The following is a 15,113-nucleotide window of genomic DNA, read 5'->3' as shown; positions in this document are numbered from 1 at the left end:
AAATCGCTCCACTGGAGCGATTTTGCCTGCGGCACAGTTCGAAGTTTTTTGGACAGGACTTTTAGCGGCACTTGATCGCTCGTCGCATGCGGCCAGCCCCCGAACCCACACGGGAACGGTCCCGTGCGCTCAGCATCCCACGCAGCCGTCCGTCTCGACTCGGTCCCGTGCGGGGAATGGGAGGAGTTTTACAATGGTCCGGAGGGGGCGGGGATAAGGTGGATAAGTTGGGCTGGGTGGCTCAGATCAGCACTCGGCGCCGATGGCCTGCTGCGCGGCGGTGGCGCCGGACAGCGAATAGTTCTGGATGACCTGGGTGCCGGCGGCATTGACGCCCTGCACGGTCAGCGCCGAGCCGGCGCGGATGGCGGCAGCGAGCGCTGCAGACTGACCGGAATCGTCAAGCCAGGCCGCATCGGCCTGGGTGAAGAGCGCGAAATTCTGGCCGCCGACGCTGATGGTGGCAACCGAGCCGGTCTGGAAGGTATAGCCGGCCACGATGTTGATCTCGCCCACCACGTCCTCGCCGGGACGATTGGTGATGTAGAGATAGGCCTGGCCTTCGGCGGCCGGGTCCGAGGTCTTGGGCTTGGTCATGGCAAAGCAGATGGTGCCTGAGCCATCGTCGGCCGCATAGCTCGACCAGTCCCGGAAATCGCCCAGCACCCGCGCCGACTGCGCCAGCGCCGGCAGGGCGGTGGCAAGTACAAGGGCCAGGGCGAGAGCGGACTTGTTTCCAAAGGTCATGGACGGGAGGCTCACAGCATTGAAACGGGCGCGGGCCGAAGCCCGGCGCCCTTTATGGTCTAAACGCAAGGGTGGGCAAAGCCCAAATCACTTGCAGGCGGCGTCGATGGCGTTCATCGCGGCGGTGGCGCCGGAGAGCGAATAGGTGTCGGTGGTATTGGTGCCGCGCTGCGACGTGCCCTTGATCAGCAGTTGGCTGCCAGCCTTGAAGGCGGTGACAAAGCCCGCTTCGTCGCCCGTCGAGGCGAGCCAGGCGGCCGAGCCTTCGGTGACCATGGGATAGGACTTGCCATCGACGGAGGCGCTGGCATTGGCTGCGGTGGCGTTAAACGGATAGCCAATCAGGGTCTGCACCTCGTTCTTGGTGCCGAGGCCCTTGCGATGGATGATCATGAAATGGATCGGATCGCGATTGGCGCCCGAAGGCTCGGACTTCGTCGGCGTCGCCGAAATATAGCAGATCTGGCCGCTGGCATCGGTAGCCTGCCAGGCGCTCCAGGCGTTGAACGAGCCCAGTTCCGTGGCTTGCTGCGCCTGGGCGGCCGCTGCAAAAGTCACGAGGGCAGTTACCGCGAGTCCAAAAACGAGACCACCGGTCTTTGTCTTCATTGCCAATTTTTCCTCTTTTCGCTGCCAGTCCGCGGGGGATGCGTCCGCCCAGCATGCCGCAAACATGGTTACCAAGCTGTCAAGCGGGGCTTTCGTGCGCCGCTTTTGCCTCAAATGCTCGGCAAAGGCGGCGGCAATTTGGCAGGTCCGCGGGACGATACCCCGCTTTGAACCCGAACGGTTAAATTGAGGCTAACGCTTGCGTGAGGACAGGCGATGTCAGGCGGCGAGCGGATAGGTCTCTTCCACCACATAGGGTCCGCCACCGACCGAATCCCGACTCGAAAACAGTACGAAGCGCGCCACAGAGAAGTTGAGGGGTTCGAAGCGCCCCGCTTCGGCGATGAAGCGGGCGACATCTTCGGCAGCGGTGCCGCGCAACCGGGCGAGACTGACATGGGGCACGAATTTTCGCCCTTCGGGCGGCAGTCCCGCGCGCTGCAGCATGCGCTCATGGGCCGATTGCAGGCGATTGAGGGCCTCGCTGGGTTCGACCCCGGCATAGAGCGCGCGAGGTTTGTCGCCGCCGAAAGTGCCGAGATGGGTCAGCCGGACGGGGAACCTCAGGCTCTGGCTGAGATAGTCGAGATTGTCGACGACGTCATTGGCCGTCTGGTTGTCGACATCGCCGATGAACCTCAAGGTAATGTGATAATTTTCCGGGTCGATCCAGCGCGCGCCGCTTAGGCCGCCACGCTTTAACGACAGGGCAAAACCCACGTCGGAGGGGATTTCGAGGCCGGTAAAAAGCCGGGGCATGGCAGTTCTCCCAGGCAGGAGCGACCGAATCTTGGACTAGAGCGTAACACAATCGGGTCATCTGGCCAGTCACAGATGTCGCAGCATTCCGTTTCGCCTTGTAAATCAACGGGTCCGAATCCATATTTGCACTCAAGTGGCAAAAGCCAATTGCCCCCGGCGGTGATATCGACCGCGATTTTCCAAGGGAAAGGGAATTAGAATGGCTGAATATGACCGTCAGACCCTCGGTGCGCGGGCCGGCTCGGCCGCGGCCATCGACGAGGGCCTTCGCAGCTATATGCTGCGCGTTTACAACTATATGGGCCTCGGCCTCGTGGTAACCGGCCTTGTGGCCTACTTCACGAGCCAGTGGGCCATGTCGAGCCCGGCAAATGCCGAGTTGCTCTATGGCAGCCCGCTTGCATGGGTCATCATGCTCTCGCCGCTGGCCTTCGTGCTGGTGCTTAGCTTTGGCATCAACAAGCTCTCCGTTGGCGCTGCTCAGGCCGTATTCTGGGCCTTTGCCGCCGTCATGGGCCTGTCGCTGTCGTCGATCTTCCTGGTCTATACCGGCGCGTCCATCGCCAAGGTGTTCTTCATCACTGCCGCTACCTTCGGCGCGATGAGCCTTTATGGCTACACCACCAAGCGTGACCTGACCGGCATGGGCAACTTCCTGATGATGGGCCTGATCGGCATCATCATCGCCTCGATCGTCAATATTTTCATGCAGTCCTCGATGATGGATTTCATCATCTCGGTCGTTGGCGTCCTGATCTTCACGGGTCTTACCGCCTATGACACCCAGAAGATCAAGGAAAGCTACTCGGACGCCTATGGCGCCGACGTTATGGCCAAGAATGCCATCATGGGCGCGCTGTCGCTCTACATGGACTTCATCAACCTGTTCCTGATGCTCCTGCGCCTGTTCGGCAATCGCGAGTAAGCGACAGCTTCCTTGATTGCCTAATCAAGGAATTTGGTTGGACTGATATTCGGACCGCAGCTTACAAAGGCTGCGGTCTTTTTCTTTTGTGCTGCGCCATGTCCGATTTTTCCCTCCGCCCGTTCGCCTGGTCCGACGTTCCCGCCATCACCACGATCTACCGGCACTATGTCGAGAACTCCGCCATCACCTTCGATACCGAAGCACCGGGCGAAGAAGGGATCGCTGAGAAATATGCGGGCCTCTTGAAACTGGGTCACCCGGTCATCATCGCGGAACGGGCCGGCAAGGTGCTGGGCTATGCCTATGCGAGCTTTTATCGACCGCGCGCCGCCTATCGCTTCACCTGCGAAGATTCGATCTATCTCGACCCCACCGAGACGGGGAAGGGCCTGGGCAAGGCGCTGCTCACCGAATTGCTCGTGCAATCGAAAGCACATGGTTTCAAGCAGATGCTGGCCGTCATTACCGCCGATACGGCCAATTCCATCGCCATCCACGAAAAATTCGGTTTCGAGCATGTCGGCTACTACAAGTCCGTCGGCCTGAAGTTTGACCGCTGGCACGATATCGTGCACCTGCAAAAGGCGCTTTGAAGCGGTGGCCCTGCTCACGCTGATGGTGGGCCTGCCTGGTTCGGGCAAGACGACGCGGGCCAAGGCGCTTGCAGCGCAGACCGGCGCCCTGCGCCTGACGCCGGACGAGTGGCAGACGCGGCTTTTCGCTGACGACATGCATCACCCCGACCACGACCTGCGACACAACACGGTGGAAGCGATCATGTGGGACGTCGCTGCCCATATCCTGGCGGGTGGTGGCGACGTCATTCTCGATTTCGGCTTTTGGAGCCGGGCCGAGCGGATCGGCTTTGCGCACAGGGCGCGGGCGCTCGGGGCGGATTGCCGCGTGCAGTTTGACGCGGTGCCGATCGAGGAGCTGGAACGTCGGATTGCCGGGCGCAACGAAGGGGCCGGCGTGGGTCATTTCGTCATCCCGGTGACGAAATTGCACGAGTGGGCCAAACTTTTCGAGGCGCCCGACGCCGACGAACTGGCGGGAAATTTCAGCCTGCCAGTGACTTCTTCATCGGATAGCCATTGACCATGCGGCCGGTGGCCTGCGGGCCGTCGAGCTGCCAGCCGGCGCGCTCGTAAAAGCGGCGGGCGGTGATGGTGGCTTCGAGCCGGCCTTCATCAAAACCGAGGGCCTGCAGTTCGGCCTCGAGCCGGGTGAGGATGGCGGTGCTGAGACCCTGCGAGCGCATGTTGGGCGCGACGTAATTGAGCGCGACTTCGCCGGAGCGGTTTATGGCGCCGACGGCACCGATCACGTCGGATAGTTCTGCTACGAACATCAGCAGATTGGGATTGGCGAGCATTGCCGCGACGCCTTCGGGCGTCTTGTTTTTTGTCCAGGCGGCAATCGCTGCGGGATCATTGGCGTGATCGGGGGCGCAGAGTTCGATGATGGAGGCTGTCAGAATGCGGCTCATGGCCGGTACATCGTCCGGCCCGGCCCGACGGACGAGAATGCTCATCCAACGACGGCCAGATCGGGATCGAGGACGCGCAGGACTTGGGAGAGGTCATGGCCGCGCTTGAGGATACGGCCCTGCTGGTTGGTGATTAGATATTGGCCCTGCTTGGCGCGCAGCTTTGGATTTTTCTCGACGACGAAAAGTGGGCGTTCGGAAACCCGGGCATAGATGGAAAAAAGCGCCCGGTCCTTGAGGAAATCCATGGCGTAGTCTCGCCATTCTCCCTGTCCGACCTTGCGGCCATAGACGGACAGAATCTGCATCAGTTCGCGACGGTCGAAGGCGACGACGGGCTGTACGGGGCGGGCCGGCTGGTTCTGCGGTTCACCGACATGCACCAGCGAAAGACTGGCTGGAGACTCATTTGGCTGACGACCCTGCACGCGTTTCTCCAAGGAGATTCATGTCATCGGACAGTCATGATCGGCATATTCCGGAAGCTTGGCAAGGACGAAAAAATCCAATTTCGGCCACGATTCGTCCCTCAAGACGCCCCATTGGACCGGCATCTTATCACCATTGCCTCCAGCGGCTGGCAACCGGGCCGACCGAGCCCCCAACCATGACGTCCGGTTGCCAGTCTCCTATCTGACCTCCAAAGTCAGTCACGCCTGCTCCAAGCCCCCGGAGCAGGCGTTTTCTTTGTCCGGCTGTCAGGGTTCGTAAGCGCCTGCCGCAAGGATCGCGCCGGGCAGACCGCCACGCTCCTGCTGAACGACGATCGCGATGCCGGTATTGGCCGCGCCCAGCACTTCGCCGAGCGGCAGCTTGAGTTCGGCGCCGGTTTCGCTTTCCCACATGCCCAGCACCTGCCGTCCGGTCACCACCTGCGTATAGACCATGGACTTGCCGGCATTCTCGCCGCTGTCGATCTTGACGTCGGCGCGATTCATATAGGTGACGAGCCAAACCACGGCGTCGGAGAGATCGGCCTTGGGCGGCACGGAAATTTTCAGCATGTCGCCATTGAGGGTGAGGTCGAGGGTGAGCGGCAGGCTGGCGCGGTCTACGGCCTGCTGAACCTCGTTGCGGCGCGAGCCGACCACGGCCTTGGCGCCATTGACGACGATCTGAGGGGTATAGATGCGCGAGGATCCCCAGCTCTTGGCATAGGCGCGCTGGCGGTCGGAATAGGCTTCCTGGGCGAAAGTGTCCTTCCAGCCCACATAGTCCCAATAGTCGACGTGAAATGCGAGGGCGACGACATCGTCGCGTTCAGCAAGAGCGGTCAGCAGCGCATCGGCCGGCGGGCAGGACGCGCAACCCTGGCTCGTGAACAGTTCCACCACGGCCTTGGGTTCTATGTGCTGCTCCTCCGACGAGGCGGCGCCAAGCACAACAAAATTAGCCGCCAGCGCCAAAGCGAGGCCGATGAGGGGTCTTGCAATCATGGGCAAGGTTGTATTCTGGCCCGGTGTCCGCTGCCTAGTCAAAAGAGGGTGAGAAGGCGGAATCGGCGTCGTCTGCGCCCGAAACGAAAACGGCGGCCTTTGGGGCCGCCATTCTTCTGCGATCTCGTTTGGTGCCTAAGCAGCGACGAGGCTGCGCAGGACGTAGTGCAGGATGCCGCCGTTCCGGAAATAGTCGAGCTCGTTGGCCGTATCGATGCGGCAGCGGGTTTCGATATTGAGCACTGAGCCATCGGCGCGGGTGATCTTCACATTGACGGTGGCGCGGGGTTCGATCTGTTCCACTCCGGCAATATCGACGGTTTCGGTGCCGTCGAGGCCGAGGCTCTGCCAGCTTTCGCCGTCCTTGAACTGCAGCGGGATGACGCCCATGCCAACCAGGTTCGAGCGGTGGATGCGTTCGAAAGACTGGGCGATGACGGCCTTGACGCCGAGGAGGTTGGTGCCCTTGGCGGCCCAGTCACGCGAGGAGCCGGTGCCGTATTCCTTGCCGGCAAAGATCACCAGCGGCGTATTCTTGGCCTGGTAGGCCATGGCGGCATCATAGATGGCCATCTGCGAGCCATCGGGGCCCTTGGTGAAGCCGCCTTCGACGCCGTCGAGCATCATGTTCTTGATGCGGATATTGGCGAAGGTGCCGCGCATCATGATTTCATGATTGCCGCGACGGGAGCCGTAGGAGTTGAAATCCTTCGGCGCGACCTGACGCTCGATGAGATATTTGCCTGCGGGCGTAGCCGCCTTGAACGAACCGGCCGGCGAAATGTGGTCGGTCGTGATGGAATCGAGGAAAAGGGCGAGCACGCGGGCCGAAACCACGTCGGTGACGGGTTTTGGCTCGATGGTCAGGTCCTCGAAATAGGGCGGGTTCTGCACATAGGTGGAGGAGCCGTTCCAGCCATAGGTTTCGCCGCCTTCGACGGAGATGGCCTGCCAGAGCTTGTCGCCCTTGAACACGTCCGAGTAGCGCTTGCGGAACATGTCGGCATTGACGTGCTGGCGCACGATCTCGGCGATCTCATGGTTGGAGGGCCAGATGTCCTTCAGATAGACCGGCTTGCCATCCTTGCTGGTGCCGAGCGGCTCGGTGGTGATGTCGACATTGAGCGTGCCGAGAAGGGCATAGGCGACGACCAGCGGCGGGGAGGCGAGATAGTTGGCCCGCACATCGGGGTTCACGCGGCCTTCAAAATTGCGGTTGCCCGAAAGCACCGAGGCGGCGACGAGCTTGTTCTCGTTGATCGTGTCGGAAATGGCCTGGGGCAGGGGACCGGAATTGCCGATGCAGGTGGTGCAGCCATAGCCGACGAGATTGAAGCCGATGGCATCGAGATCGGCCTGCAGGCCAGCGGCGGTCAGGTAGTCGGTGACGACCTGCGAGCCGGGGGCCAGGGAGGTCTTGACCCAGGGCTTTGAATTGAGGCCAAGGGCGCGTGCCTTGCGGGCGACGAGGCCAGCCGCGACCAGCACCGAGGGATTGGACGTATTGGTGCAGGAGGTGATGGCGGCGATGACGACCGAGCCATCGGTGATGTGGTAGTCGGTGCCCTTTACGGGGAAGGCGGCCTCTTCGGGAATGTCGTGGACGCCATTGGCGCCTTCATCGACGAAGCGGCTTTCCTGCTTGTCGGCGGGAAGGCGGGTGCGCTCTATGCGGCCGCCCGAGAGTTCGGGCAGAGCGGCGTCGAAAGCGCGGGTGACGTCTTTGAGCGCGACACGATCCTGCGGCCGCTTTGGACCCGAGAGCGAGGGCACGACGGTGAATAGGTCAAGCTCGAGCGTCGAGGTGAAGGTCGGGTCGGGCGTATCCGTCGTGCGGAACATGCCCTGGGCCTTGGAATAGGCTTCGACCAGCGCCACGCGATCGGGATCGCGACCGGTCGTCGAGAGGAATTTCAGCGTATCGGCGTCGACGGGGAAATAGCCGCAGGTGGCGCCGTATTCGGGGGCCATATTGGCAATGGTCGCCTGGTCTTCGAGGCTGAGATAGTCGAGGCCCGGCCCAAAGAATTCGACGAACTTGCCGACCACGCCCTTCTTGCGCAGCATTTCAGTGACGGTCAGCACCAGGTCGGTGGCAGTGATGCCTTCATTGATTTTTCCGACCAGCTTGAAGCCGACGACTTCGGGGATCAGCATGGTGATCGGCTGGCCGAGCATGGCCGCCTCGGCCTCGATGCCGCCGACGCCCCAGCCGAGCACGGCAAGGCCATTGACCATGGTCGTGTGCGAGTCGGTGCCGACGAGCGTATCGGGATAGGCGACGGTTTCGCCATCCTCGTCCTTGGTCCAGACGGTCTGGGACAGGTATTCGAGGTTCACCTGGTGGCAGATGCCGGTGCCGGGGGGCACGACGCGGAAATTATCGAAGGCCGACTGGCCCCAGCGCAGGAATTCATAGCGCTCGCCATTGCGCTCGTATTCGAGTTCGACATTCTGCTGGAAAGCGAGGGGGGTGCCGAAGGAGTCGACCATCACCGAGTGGTCGATGACGAGGTCGACGGGGACGAGCGGATTGATTTTTTGCGGATTGGCGCCGAGCTTTGCGGTGGCGTCGCGCATGGCTGCCAGGTCGACGACGGCGGGAACGCCGGTAAAGTCCTGCATCAGCACGCGGGCCGGGCGATACTGGATTTCATATTCGGAGGTGCGGGTGACGAGCCATTCGGCAATGGCCAGAATGTCTTCCTTCTTCACCGTGCGGTTGTCTTCAAAACGCAGCAGGTTTTCGAGCACGACCTTCATCGAGCCGGGAAGCTTGGAGACGCCCGCCAGACCGTTCTTTTCCGCTTCAAGGATGGAAAAGTAGGTATAGGTCTTGCCACCGACCGTCAGGGTCGACTTGGATTTGAAGCTGTCTAGTGAGGCCACTTGCTCCGCCCTTTGCTGCTGTAACGCTGCCTACCGGAGAGCAATGGGGGCCGCCGGTAAAACCGCGCTTTGCTGGAATGACTCTAATCTATGTCCTTTATAGTCAATCGGAAAAGCCCTTGCCAGTCTCGCCCGTGGTTCAATACGAGATGGGGTCATGACTGAACGGCACGTCCATTCTTTGCTCTGCCTCAAGACTTTCGCGCTGGGCGTCGGTCGCGGCGAAACCGTGCTGGCGCGCGATATCGCGCTGTCGGTTCCGGCGGGCAGCGGCTTGATGCTGCGCGGCCCGAACGGCGCCGGAAAGTCGACGCTGCTTCTTACCCTGGCGGGTCTTCTCGACCCGCTCGAAGGGTCGGTGGTGATTGAGGGGTATGACGAGGATTTTGGTCCTGCTTTCCATCATTGCGGGCATCGCAATGCCATCCGCCCACGACTGACTGCGATTGAAACGCTGGAGTTCTGGTGTGGTATCAACGGCAATGCCGCCCTGCCGGTTGCCGAGGCGCTCGATCGCGTCGGTCTTTCGAGACAAGCCAAGCTCGATGCGGCCTATCTTTCGGCAGGCCAGCAGCGGCGTCTGGCGCTGGCTCGCCTGTTGGTTTCCGCGCGCCCGGTCTGGCTTCTCGATGAACCGACATCCGCGCTCGACACGGAGGGCCAAAGGCTGTTGGCAGGATTGATCGATGATCATCTCGCCGCCGGCGGTATTGTCGTCATCGCCAGCCACGATGATATCGCGGTCGACGGGCTTGCCGTGCTGACGTTGGAGAGCGGCGCATGAGCGGCTTTCTCTCGGTTCTTTCTCGCGAAATCCGCCTGAGCCTGCGCGGTGGCGGCGAAATTCTGACGCTGGTGCTGTTCTTCGTTATCGTCGGGGCTGTCGTGCCCTTCGCGGTGGGGCCGGACAAGGCGCTCCTGGCGCGCATTGCGCCGGGTATCGTCTGGATCGCGGCCTTCCTTGCCATGCTGCTTGGCCTCGAAAAACTTTTCGGGCCCGATAGGGCCGATGGCACGCTGGCGCTCTACCGGCTTGCCGATATCCCGCTTTCGGCCGTGGTTGCCGCAAAAGTGATTGCCCATTGGCTGACCGCGGCCCTGCCGCTGATCCTGGCTTCGCCGGCTCTCGCGCTGCTTCTTGCCATGGATGGCGAAACATTTGGGCGCACTGTGCTGTCCCTGCTTCTTGGTACGCCGGCTCTGGCAGGCTTTGGGGCAATCGGGGCCGCGGTAACCGTAGCCACGCGGCGGGGTGGGCTGCTCGCGCCCATCCTCATCGCCCCGCTCTCCGTGCCCGTCCTGATCTTCGGTGTCGGGGCCATCTCCGCCAGTGGTGGACCGGACCAGGCGCAGGCCGCCGCGTTGTTGCTTGCGGCACTCAGTCTCATGGTCTTGGTGCTGTCTCCCTTCGCGGCGGCCCTTGCGATAGATTGGGGTGAAGACTAAGCGTTTTTGGCAAAGTGATTGCCATTTTGCCAAAAAGCGCTGAGACACCATGCGTTCCGAGAGCCCCATCGAAGCATGACCATCGACACCACGCCAAAAATGACCTGGTGGAACAGGCTGTCCCACCCAGGGCAGTTCGTCGCGCTGACGCGCCCACTCATCCTGCCGCTGGCGCTTGTCACCGGCGTGCTGTTCGCTGCGGGCCTCTGGTATGGCTTGTTCTCCTCGCCGCCGGAGAAGTACATGGGTGACACGGTGCGCATCATGTATGTGCACGTGCCCACGGCCTGGCTCAGCCAGTTTGTCTACGCCACCATGGCCGTTTCGGCGCTGGGTACGCTGGTCTGGCGCCATCCCATGGCCGATGTGTCGATGAAGGCTGCGGCGCCGCTGGGCGCCGCCTTTACCGCCATGGCGCTTTTCACCGGCTCGCTCTGGGGCCGGCCGACATGGGGCACGTTCTGGGAATGGGACGGGCGGATGACGTCTACGCTCGTTCTCCTCTTCATCTATCTCGGCATTGTCGCGCTCTGGCGCGCCTTTGACGATCAGTTGCGTGCCGCCCGCGTCGTTGCGGTCTTCACCCTTGTGGGTGCGGTCAACATTCCGGTCATAAAATTTTCGGTGGACTGGTGGAGCACGCTGCACCAGCCGGCCAGCGTTTTTCGCGCCGATGGCCCGACCATGCCGGGCGAAATTTTGACGCCGCTTTTCGTCATGTTCTTCGCCTTTACGTTCCTGTTCGTGACGCTGCAGCTCGTTGCCATGCATACCGAGGTGCGTCGCCGTCGCATCACCACGCTGGAACGTCGCGCCGCACGGGGAGACGCACGATGATCGCCCTTGGCGCCCATGCCGAATTCATCATTGCCGCCTATGTCGGGGTCTTTGCGGGCCTTGCCGGCCTCGTCGGCTGGACTGTGTTTGCTGCCCGCCAGACCAAGCGGCGGCTTGAAGAACTTGGCGATGCTCGTACGGGCAACCCTGCGCAATGAGGAAACTTCTCTTTGCCGCGCCGCTGCTGCTGCTTGTGGGGCTGATCGCGGTCTTTGCCTCGACCATCAATCGCGATCCAAACCTTGTCCGCTCCGTGCTGATCGACAAGCCTGCGCCCGAATTCACGCTCGCCCCGGTGGAGGGCCTGGACGTGCCCGGTTTCGATACGGCCGCACTCAAGGGCGAGCCGACCGTGGTCAATGTCTTTGCCTCCTGGTGTATTCCCTGCCGCGATGAGCATCCGCTGCTTGAAGCGCTCAAGGCAGAGACTGGGGTCCGGCTTTTCGGCATCAATCATTCCGACGCGCCCGAGAATGCGCGGGCGTTTCTGGCGGAGTTGGGCAATCCCTATGACGCCATAGGAGCCGATCGGGACCGGCGGGTTTCCATCGATTGGGGCGTCTATGGCGTGCCGGAAACCTTTGTCGTCGATGGATCGGGCAAGATCACCTTCAAGCATGTCGGTCCGCTGAGCGCCGAAGCGATCGAGAGCGAATTGATCCCCGCCTTGGAAAAGGCGCGGCTCTAGCCCACACTCGTTTGCGCGAGGAGGAACGAGCATGAGCCGCACCGACAGCGCCAGCCGTATCGTGGATGCGACGCCCGAAGCGGTCTATGCCGCCATGACCGACCCTGCATCGATGGTCGTCTGGCTGCCGCCGGCGGGTATGCGTGGGGAGATGCTGGAGTTCGATCTGCGTGCCGGCGGACACTATCGCATGGTGCTGCATTACGAAGACCCGAGCATAGCGGGCAAGACGGGCGAGAATTCCGACGATGTCGCGGTACGCTTTGTTGATCTCGTGCCCGGAGCGCTCGTTTCGCAAGCGGTCGATTTCGTCTCCGATGACCCCGCTTTTGCCGGGACCATGGTGATGAACTGGATGCTTCGGCCGGTGCCGGAAGGCACAGAGGTGACCATTCGCGCCGAAAACGTGCCCAGCGGCATCAGTGCAGAAGACCATGCGGAGGGCCTCGCGTCGTCCCTGGAAAACCTCGCGAAATTCCTCGAGGGTTGAGGGTCCTATGCCCTCATAGCAGCTCGCGCCGCGCGGCTTCGACCACGGCGTTGGTCAATTCCGAGAACTGACCGGCTGCGAGGCGACTGACCTGCCAGTGCAGGGACACGTCGAGCACGGCCCCGGGTACCAGTTCGACGAGACGGCCGGATGCAAGATGATCGCGCACGAGATGAATGGGGTTAAGACACCAGCCCATGCCGAGGAGGCACGCTTCGACAAAGCCTTGCGTCGAGGGCAGGAAATGGGTGGGGCCGCTGACGTCCTTGCCAAAGACGTGCTTGATCCAGTCGCGCTGCAACAGGTCCTTCTGGTTGAAGGTCATGGCGGGCGCATGCGCCAGGGCCTCGCTGGTTACGCCCTGAGGAAAATGACGGTGCATGAAATCGGGACTGGCGGTTGCGTGATAGCGCAGGCGTCCGAGGGGAATGGTGCGGCAGCCGGCCACGGGTTCGGCGAGCGCGGTGACGGCCGCCAGCACGCGGCCGCGGCGTAACGCCTCGGCGGTGTGTTCCTGATCGTCGACGGTGATATTGAGCAGGACAGTGGAGTTCTGCGAAAAGGCAGCTACGGCGGGAAGAAACCAGGTGCCGAGGCTGTCGGCATTGACGGCAATGTCGACCGTGGTCGGCCCCACCTGCTGATCACCCAAGGCCGGAAGGTGTTTCAGCAGATCATTTTCCAGCATGCCGACCAGTTCCATATGGCGGCAGAGCCAGGCGCCCTTTTCGGTCGCGACGCAGGGCGTGCCGCGTTCGATCAATACCGTGCCCATGCGCTCCTCGAGTTGCCGGACGCGCTGGGAAATGGCCGATGGGGTGACGTTGAGGGCGCGCGCGGCCTTTTCGAAACTGCCGGTCTGCACGATCCGGGCGACGGCAAGGGCGGCGGAATAGTCGATCATGGATTAGCTCAGCTAATTCGATGTTATGTAGATTAAATTGCCTAATCATGCTGGGTCCATTAGCGCAAGGGCATGGATATTCCGGTTTTCATCGCGGGCCTTTCCGTCGGCCTCAGTCTCATCGTCGCCATCGGTGCGCAAAATGCCTTCGTGCTGCGGCAGGGGCTCAGGGGCGAGCATGTCTTTGCCGTCTGCCTTGTCTGTGCGCTGTCGGATGCAGCGCTGATCGTTCTCGGCGTGACGAGCTTTGGGCGTATTGCAGCGCTGTTGCCCTGGATCGATCCGGTCATGCGGTTCGGCGGGGCGGCTTTTCTGATCTGGTATGGCGGACGAAGCCTCATTTCCGCTTTGAAATCACGGAGCGCGCTATCTGTTGGTGCCGGGGATGGTGCCAGGACGCTGGTGACCACGCTGCTTGCCTGCCTTGCCATCACCTGGCTCAATCCGCACGTCTATCTCGATACGGTCGTGCTGCTCGGCACCATTTCGACGCAGTTTTCCGGGCGCGAAGTGTATTTTGCCTCCGGGGCCATTGCGGGATCCTTCGTCTTCTTTTTTGCCCTCGGTTATGGCGCAGCGTTTTTGCGTCCTATCTTCGCCAAACCGTTTGCCTGGCGTATTCTCGAGGCGATCATCGCCGTGGTCATGTGGGCCATCGCCCTCAAATTGGTCTTCGGCGCCTGATCTTCTTTCGCGAGAGGCGCCAATGTACCTGCCCGAACATTTCAAGGAAATCGATCCGCAGGAGGTCGCCGCCGTGATCGCCGCGGCGCCGCTCGGTTGCGTGGTCGCGAACACGGCGGCAGGATTGATTGCCAATCACATGCCGATCCTTCTCGACAAGCGCGGTGACCTGGTCGGCCATATCGCCCTTGCCAATGACATGCACCGGCTGATTGCCGAGGCGCAGGAGGTGCTGGTCATCTTTCGCGGCGTCGACGGCTATGTCTCGCCCAATTTCTATCCGAGCAAGGCGGAGCACCATAAGCAGGTGCCGACCTGGAATTATCAGGTCGTGCATATGCATGGCACGATCAGTTTCCAGCACGATGAAAGCAGCAAGCGGGCGGCTGTGGGCCTCCTCACCCGCGAGCACGAGCGGCGGCTCAATGGCGAACAGGCCTGGCGCATGGCCGACGCCCCGGCCGACTATATGACCGACATGCTGGGCAAGATCGTTGGCTTCCGCATTGCGGTGACCCGGACGATCGCCAAGTCAAAACTCAGCCAGAACCGCGATGCCAGGGATTTCGAGGGCGCCGTGGACGGTTTGAAGTCTTCAGGTCAGGATGAGTTGGCGGCGCGCATGGCGGCCTTGCCGGGCCGGGAGTGAGTTCCAGAATCGGGAAAAATGCGCCAGCTTCCGGCCAAAGGCGAAGGAAGCATCATGGACGGCAAAGTTAGGGTCATCGGCTCGGAAACCCTCTCGGATGACTGGGGTACGCTGACGCGGGTCACGCTGGACTATCGGCGCGACGACGGCACGGTGCAGCGGCTTAGCCGCGAGAATTACGACCACGGCAATGCCGCGGCGATCCTTCTCTTCAATCCCGAAAGGCGCACAGTCCTGCTGGTGCGCCAGTTCCGCTATCCGGTGCTGGCCAATGGCGATGCGGCTTTTCTGCTCGAAGCCTGTGCGGGGCTCCTCGATGGCGACGACCCGCAGACCTGTGCCCGGCGCGAGGCCATGGAAGAAATGGGCCATGAGCCGCGCGACATCGTGCATGTCAGCGACATCTATATGTCGCCCGGCTCGGTGCAGGAAAAGGTCAGCCTCTTTGTCGGCCACTATGACCAAAGCACCTATCGGCATACTGGCGGGGGGCTCGTCGAAGAGGGCGAGGAGCTGGAAGTGTTGGAGATGGGACTCGACGATGCCATGGCCGCC

Annotated in this window: 20 protein-coding genes; 12 read left to right on the top strand and 8 right to left on the bottom strand. The window is 61.8% G+C overall.

What is annotated here, in order from left to right:
• Positions 1-246 precede the first annotated feature (246 nt).
• The 3 genes from ABW043_RS11500 to thpR form a co-directional block, all read right to left on the bottom strand.
• Positions 247-747 (bottom strand): invasion associated locus B family protein, encoded by a 501-nt coding sequence (locus ABW043_RS11500; protein ID WP_353921345.1) that lies wholly within the window; start codon positions 745-747, stop codon positions 247-249.
• A gap of 87 nt (positions 748-834) precedes the next feature.
• Entirely contained in the window at positions 835-1,356 is a 522-nt protein-coding gene (locus tag ABW043_RS11495) for an invasion associated locus B family protein (protein ID WP_353921344.1), read from the bottom strand.
• Positions 1,357-1,575: 219 nt separating this feature from the next.
• Complete coding sequence (gene thpR / locus ABW043_RS11490; protein WP_353921343.1) at positions 1,576-2,115, bottom strand: RNA 2',3'-cyclic phosphodiesterase; 540 nt, start codon at positions 2,113-2,115, stop codon at positions 1,576-1,578.
• A gap of 202 nt (positions 2,116-2,317) precedes the next feature.
• On the opposite strand from thpR, the gene ABW043_RS11485 reads away from it, so the two are divergent.
• The 3 genes from ABW043_RS11485 (at position 2,318) to ABW043_RS11475 (ending at position 4,144) form a co-directional block, all read left to right on the top strand.
• Positions 2,318-3,043 carry a Bax inhibitor-1/YccA family protein gene (locus ABW043_RS11485; protein ID WP_353921342.1) on the top strand — a complete coding sequence of 242 codons (726 nt, stop codon included), beginning with the start codon at positions 2,318-2,320 and terminating at the stop codon, positions 3,041-3,043.
• 98 nt (positions 3,044-3,141) lie between these two features.
• Entirely contained in the window at positions 3,142-3,639 is a 498-nt protein-coding gene (locus ABW043_RS11480; RefSeq protein ID WP_353921341.1) for a GNAT family N-acetyltransferase, read from the top strand.
• A 4-nt stretch (positions 3,640-3,643) separates the two neighbouring features.
• Positions 3,644-4,144, top strand: coding sequence for a P-loop nucleotide/nucleoside kinase family protein (locus tag ABW043_RS11475; protein ID WP_353921340.1), 501 nt, complete (start codon positions 3,644-3,646; stop codon positions 4,142-4,144).
• Here ABW043_RS11475 and ABW043_RS11470 read toward each other — a convergent pair.
• The 4 genes from ABW043_RS11470 to acnA form a co-directional block, all read right to left on the bottom strand.
• Positions 4,107-4,580, bottom strand: a complete 474-nt coding sequence (locus ABW043_RS11470; protein ID WP_353921339.1) for a GNAT family N-acetyltransferase — start codon at positions 4,578-4,580, stop codon at positions 4,107-4,109. The two genes, ABW043_RS11475 and ABW043_RS11470, sit on opposite strands and share 38 nt — an antisense overlap.
• Entirely contained in the window at positions 4,577-4,921 is a 345-nt protein-coding gene (locus tag ABW043_RS11465) for a DUF2794 domain-containing protein (protein ID WP_353921346.1), read from the bottom strand. The genes ABW043_RS11470 and ABW043_RS11465 overlap by 4 nt, the downstream gene beginning before the upstream one ends.
• 312 nt (positions 4,922-5,233) lie before the next feature.
• On the bottom strand, positions 5,234-5,971 hold the full coding sequence (locus tag ABW043_RS11460; RefSeq protein WP_353921338.1) for a DUF1223 domain-containing protein: 738 nt from the start codon (positions 5,969-5,971) through the stop codon (positions 5,234-5,236).
• 135 nt (positions 5,972-6,106) lie between these two features.
• On the bottom strand, positions 6,107-8,860 hold the full coding sequence (gene acnA / locus ABW043_RS11455) for an aconitate hydratase AcnA (RefSeq protein ID WP_353921337.1): 2,754 nt from the start codon (positions 8,858-8,860) through the stop codon (positions 6,107-6,109).
• 157 nt (positions 8,861-9,017) lie between these two features.
• Between acnA and ccmA the strand changes: the two genes are divergently transcribed.
• From ccmA to ABW043_RS11425, 6 genes are all read left to right on the top strand, one after another.
• Complete coding sequence (gene ccmA, locus ABW043_RS11450) at positions 9,018-9,644, top strand: heme ABC exporter ATP-binding protein CcmA (RefSeq protein ID WP_353921336.1); 627 nt, start codon at positions 9,018-9,020, stop codon at positions 9,642-9,644.
• Positions 9,641-10,306: a heme exporter protein CcmB gene (ccmB, locus tag ABW043_RS11445; protein WP_353921335.1), complete on the top strand. Its 666-nt coding sequence runs from the start codon at positions 9,641-9,643 to the stop codon at positions 10,304-10,306. Before ccmA ends, ccmB begins: the two co-directional genes overlap by 4 nt.
• A 75-nt stretch (positions 10,307-10,381) precedes the next feature.
• A complete protein-coding gene (locus ABW043_RS11440) occupies positions 10,382-11,143 on the top strand; it encodes a heme ABC transporter permease (protein ID WP_353921334.1) in 762 nt (253 codons plus the stop codon).
• Positions 11,140-11,301, top strand: a complete 162-nt coding sequence (gene ccmD, locus ABW043_RS11435; RefSeq protein ID WP_353921333.1) for a heme exporter protein CcmD — start codon at positions 11,140-11,142, stop codon at positions 11,299-11,301. The genes ABW043_RS11440 and ccmD overlap by 4 nt, the downstream gene beginning before the upstream one ends.
• Complete coding sequence (locus tag ABW043_RS11430) at positions 11,298-11,831, top strand: DsbE family thiol:disulfide interchange protein (RefSeq protein ID WP_353921332.1); 534 nt, start codon at positions 11,298-11,300, stop codon at positions 11,829-11,831. Before ccmD ends, ABW043_RS11430 begins: the two co-directional genes overlap by 4 nt.
• Before the next feature lie 31 nt (positions 11,832-11,862).
• Entirely contained in the window at positions 11,863-12,321 is a 459-nt protein-coding gene (locus ABW043_RS11425; RefSeq protein ID WP_353921331.1) for an SRPBCC domain-containing protein, read from the top strand.
• A 13-nt stretch (positions 12,322-12,334) separates the two neighbouring features.
• Here ABW043_RS11425 and ABW043_RS11420 read toward each other — a convergent pair whose 3' ends face one another.
• Entirely contained in the window at positions 12,335-13,225 is an 891-nt protein-coding gene (locus tag ABW043_RS11420) for a LysR family transcriptional regulator ArgP (protein WP_353921330.1), read from the bottom strand.
• Between the two features lie 72 nt (positions 13,226-13,297).
• On the opposite strand from ABW043_RS11420, the gene ABW043_RS11415 reads away from it, so the two are divergent.
• The 3 genes from ABW043_RS11415 to ABW043_RS11405 form a co-directional block, all read left to right on the top strand.
• Complete coding sequence (locus ABW043_RS11415) at positions 13,298-13,909, top strand: LysE/ArgO family amino acid transporter (RefSeq protein WP_353921329.1); 612 nt, start codon at positions 13,298-13,300, stop codon at positions 13,907-13,909.
• 22 nt (positions 13,910-13,931) lie between these two features.
• Complete coding sequence (locus tag ABW043_RS11410; RefSeq protein WP_353921328.1) at positions 13,932-14,558, top strand: FMN-binding negative transcriptional regulator; 627 nt, start codon at positions 13,932-13,934, stop codon at positions 14,556-14,558.
• A 54-nt stretch (positions 14,559-14,612) separates the two neighbouring features.
• A partial coding sequence (locus ABW043_RS11405) for an NUDIX domain-containing protein (RefSeq protein ID WP_353921327.1) occupies positions 14,613-15,113 on the top strand: 501 nt, incomplete at its 3' end.

The organism is Devosia sp. (assembly GCF_040509215.1).
GTDB lineage: Bacteria > Pseudomonadota > Alphaproteobacteria > Rhizobiales > Devosiaceae > Devosia.
Note: the sequence above shows the minus strand (reverse complement) of the source record. Positions and strands in the feature narration are given on the sequence as shown.

Excerpts from the sequence above, each read along its gene's own strand:
- ABW043_RS11500 (WP_353921345.1), bottom strand. The coding sequence starts at position 747 with ATGACCTTTGGAAACAAGTCCGCTCTCGCCCTGGCCCTTGTACTTGCC.
- ABW043_RS11495 (WP_353921344.1), bottom strand. The coding sequence starts at position 1,356 with ATGAAGACAAAGACCGGTGGTCTCGTTTTTGGACTCGCGGTAACTGCC.
- thpR (WP_353921343.1), bottom strand. The coding sequence starts at position 2,115 with ATGCCCCGGCTTTTTACCGGCCTCGAAATCCCCTCCGACGTGGGTTTT.
- ABW043_RS11485 (WP_353921342.1), top strand. The coding sequence starts at position 2,318 with ATGGCTGAATATGACCGTCAGACCCTCGGTGCGCGGGCCGGCTCGGCC.
- ABW043_RS11480 (WP_353921341.1), top strand. The coding sequence starts at position 3,142 with ATGTCCGATTTTTCCCTCCGCCCGTTCGCCTGGTCCGACGTTCCCGCC.
- ABW043_RS11470 (WP_353921339.1), bottom strand. The coding sequence starts at position 4,580 with ATGAGCATTCTCGTCCGTCGGGCCGGGCCGGACGATGTACCGGCCATG.
- ABW043_RS11460 (WP_353921338.1), bottom strand. The coding sequence starts at position 5,971 with ATGATTGCAAGACCCCTCATCGGCCTCGCTTTGGCGCTGGCGGCTAAT.
- ccmA (WP_353921336.1), top strand. The coding sequence starts at position 9,018 with ATGACTGAACGGCACGTCCATTCTTTGCTCTGCCTCAAGACTTTCGCG.
- ccmB (WP_353921335.1), top strand. The coding sequence starts at position 9,641 with ATGAGCGGCTTTCTCTCGGTTCTTTCTCGCGAAATCCGCCTGAGCCTG.
- ABW043_RS11440 (WP_353921334.1), top strand. The coding sequence starts at position 10,382 with ATGACCATCGACACCACGCCAAAAATGACCTGGTGGAACAGGCTGTCC.
- ccmD (WP_353921333.1), top strand. The coding sequence starts at position 11,140 with ATGATCGCCCTTGGCGCCCATGCCGAATTCATCATTGCCGCCTATGTC.
- ABW043_RS11430 (WP_353921332.1), top strand. The coding sequence starts at position 11,298 with ATGAGGAAACTTCTCTTTGCCGCGCCGCTGCTGCTGCTTGTGGGGCTG.
- ABW043_RS11425 (WP_353921331.1), top strand. The coding sequence starts at position 11,863 with ATGAGCCGCACCGACAGCGCCAGCCGTATCGTGGATGCGACGCCCGAA.
- ABW043_RS11420 (WP_353921330.1), bottom strand. The coding sequence starts at position 13,225 with ATGATCGACTATTCCGCCGCCCTTGCCGTCGCCCGGATCGTGCAGACC.
- ABW043_RS11415 (WP_353921329.1), top strand. The coding sequence starts at position 13,298 with ATGGATATTCCGGTTTTCATCGCGGGCCTTTCCGTCGGCCTCAGTCTC.
- ABW043_RS11410 (WP_353921328.1), top strand. The coding sequence starts at position 13,932 with ATGTACCTGCCCGAACATTTCAAGGAAATCGATCCGCAGGAGGTCGCC.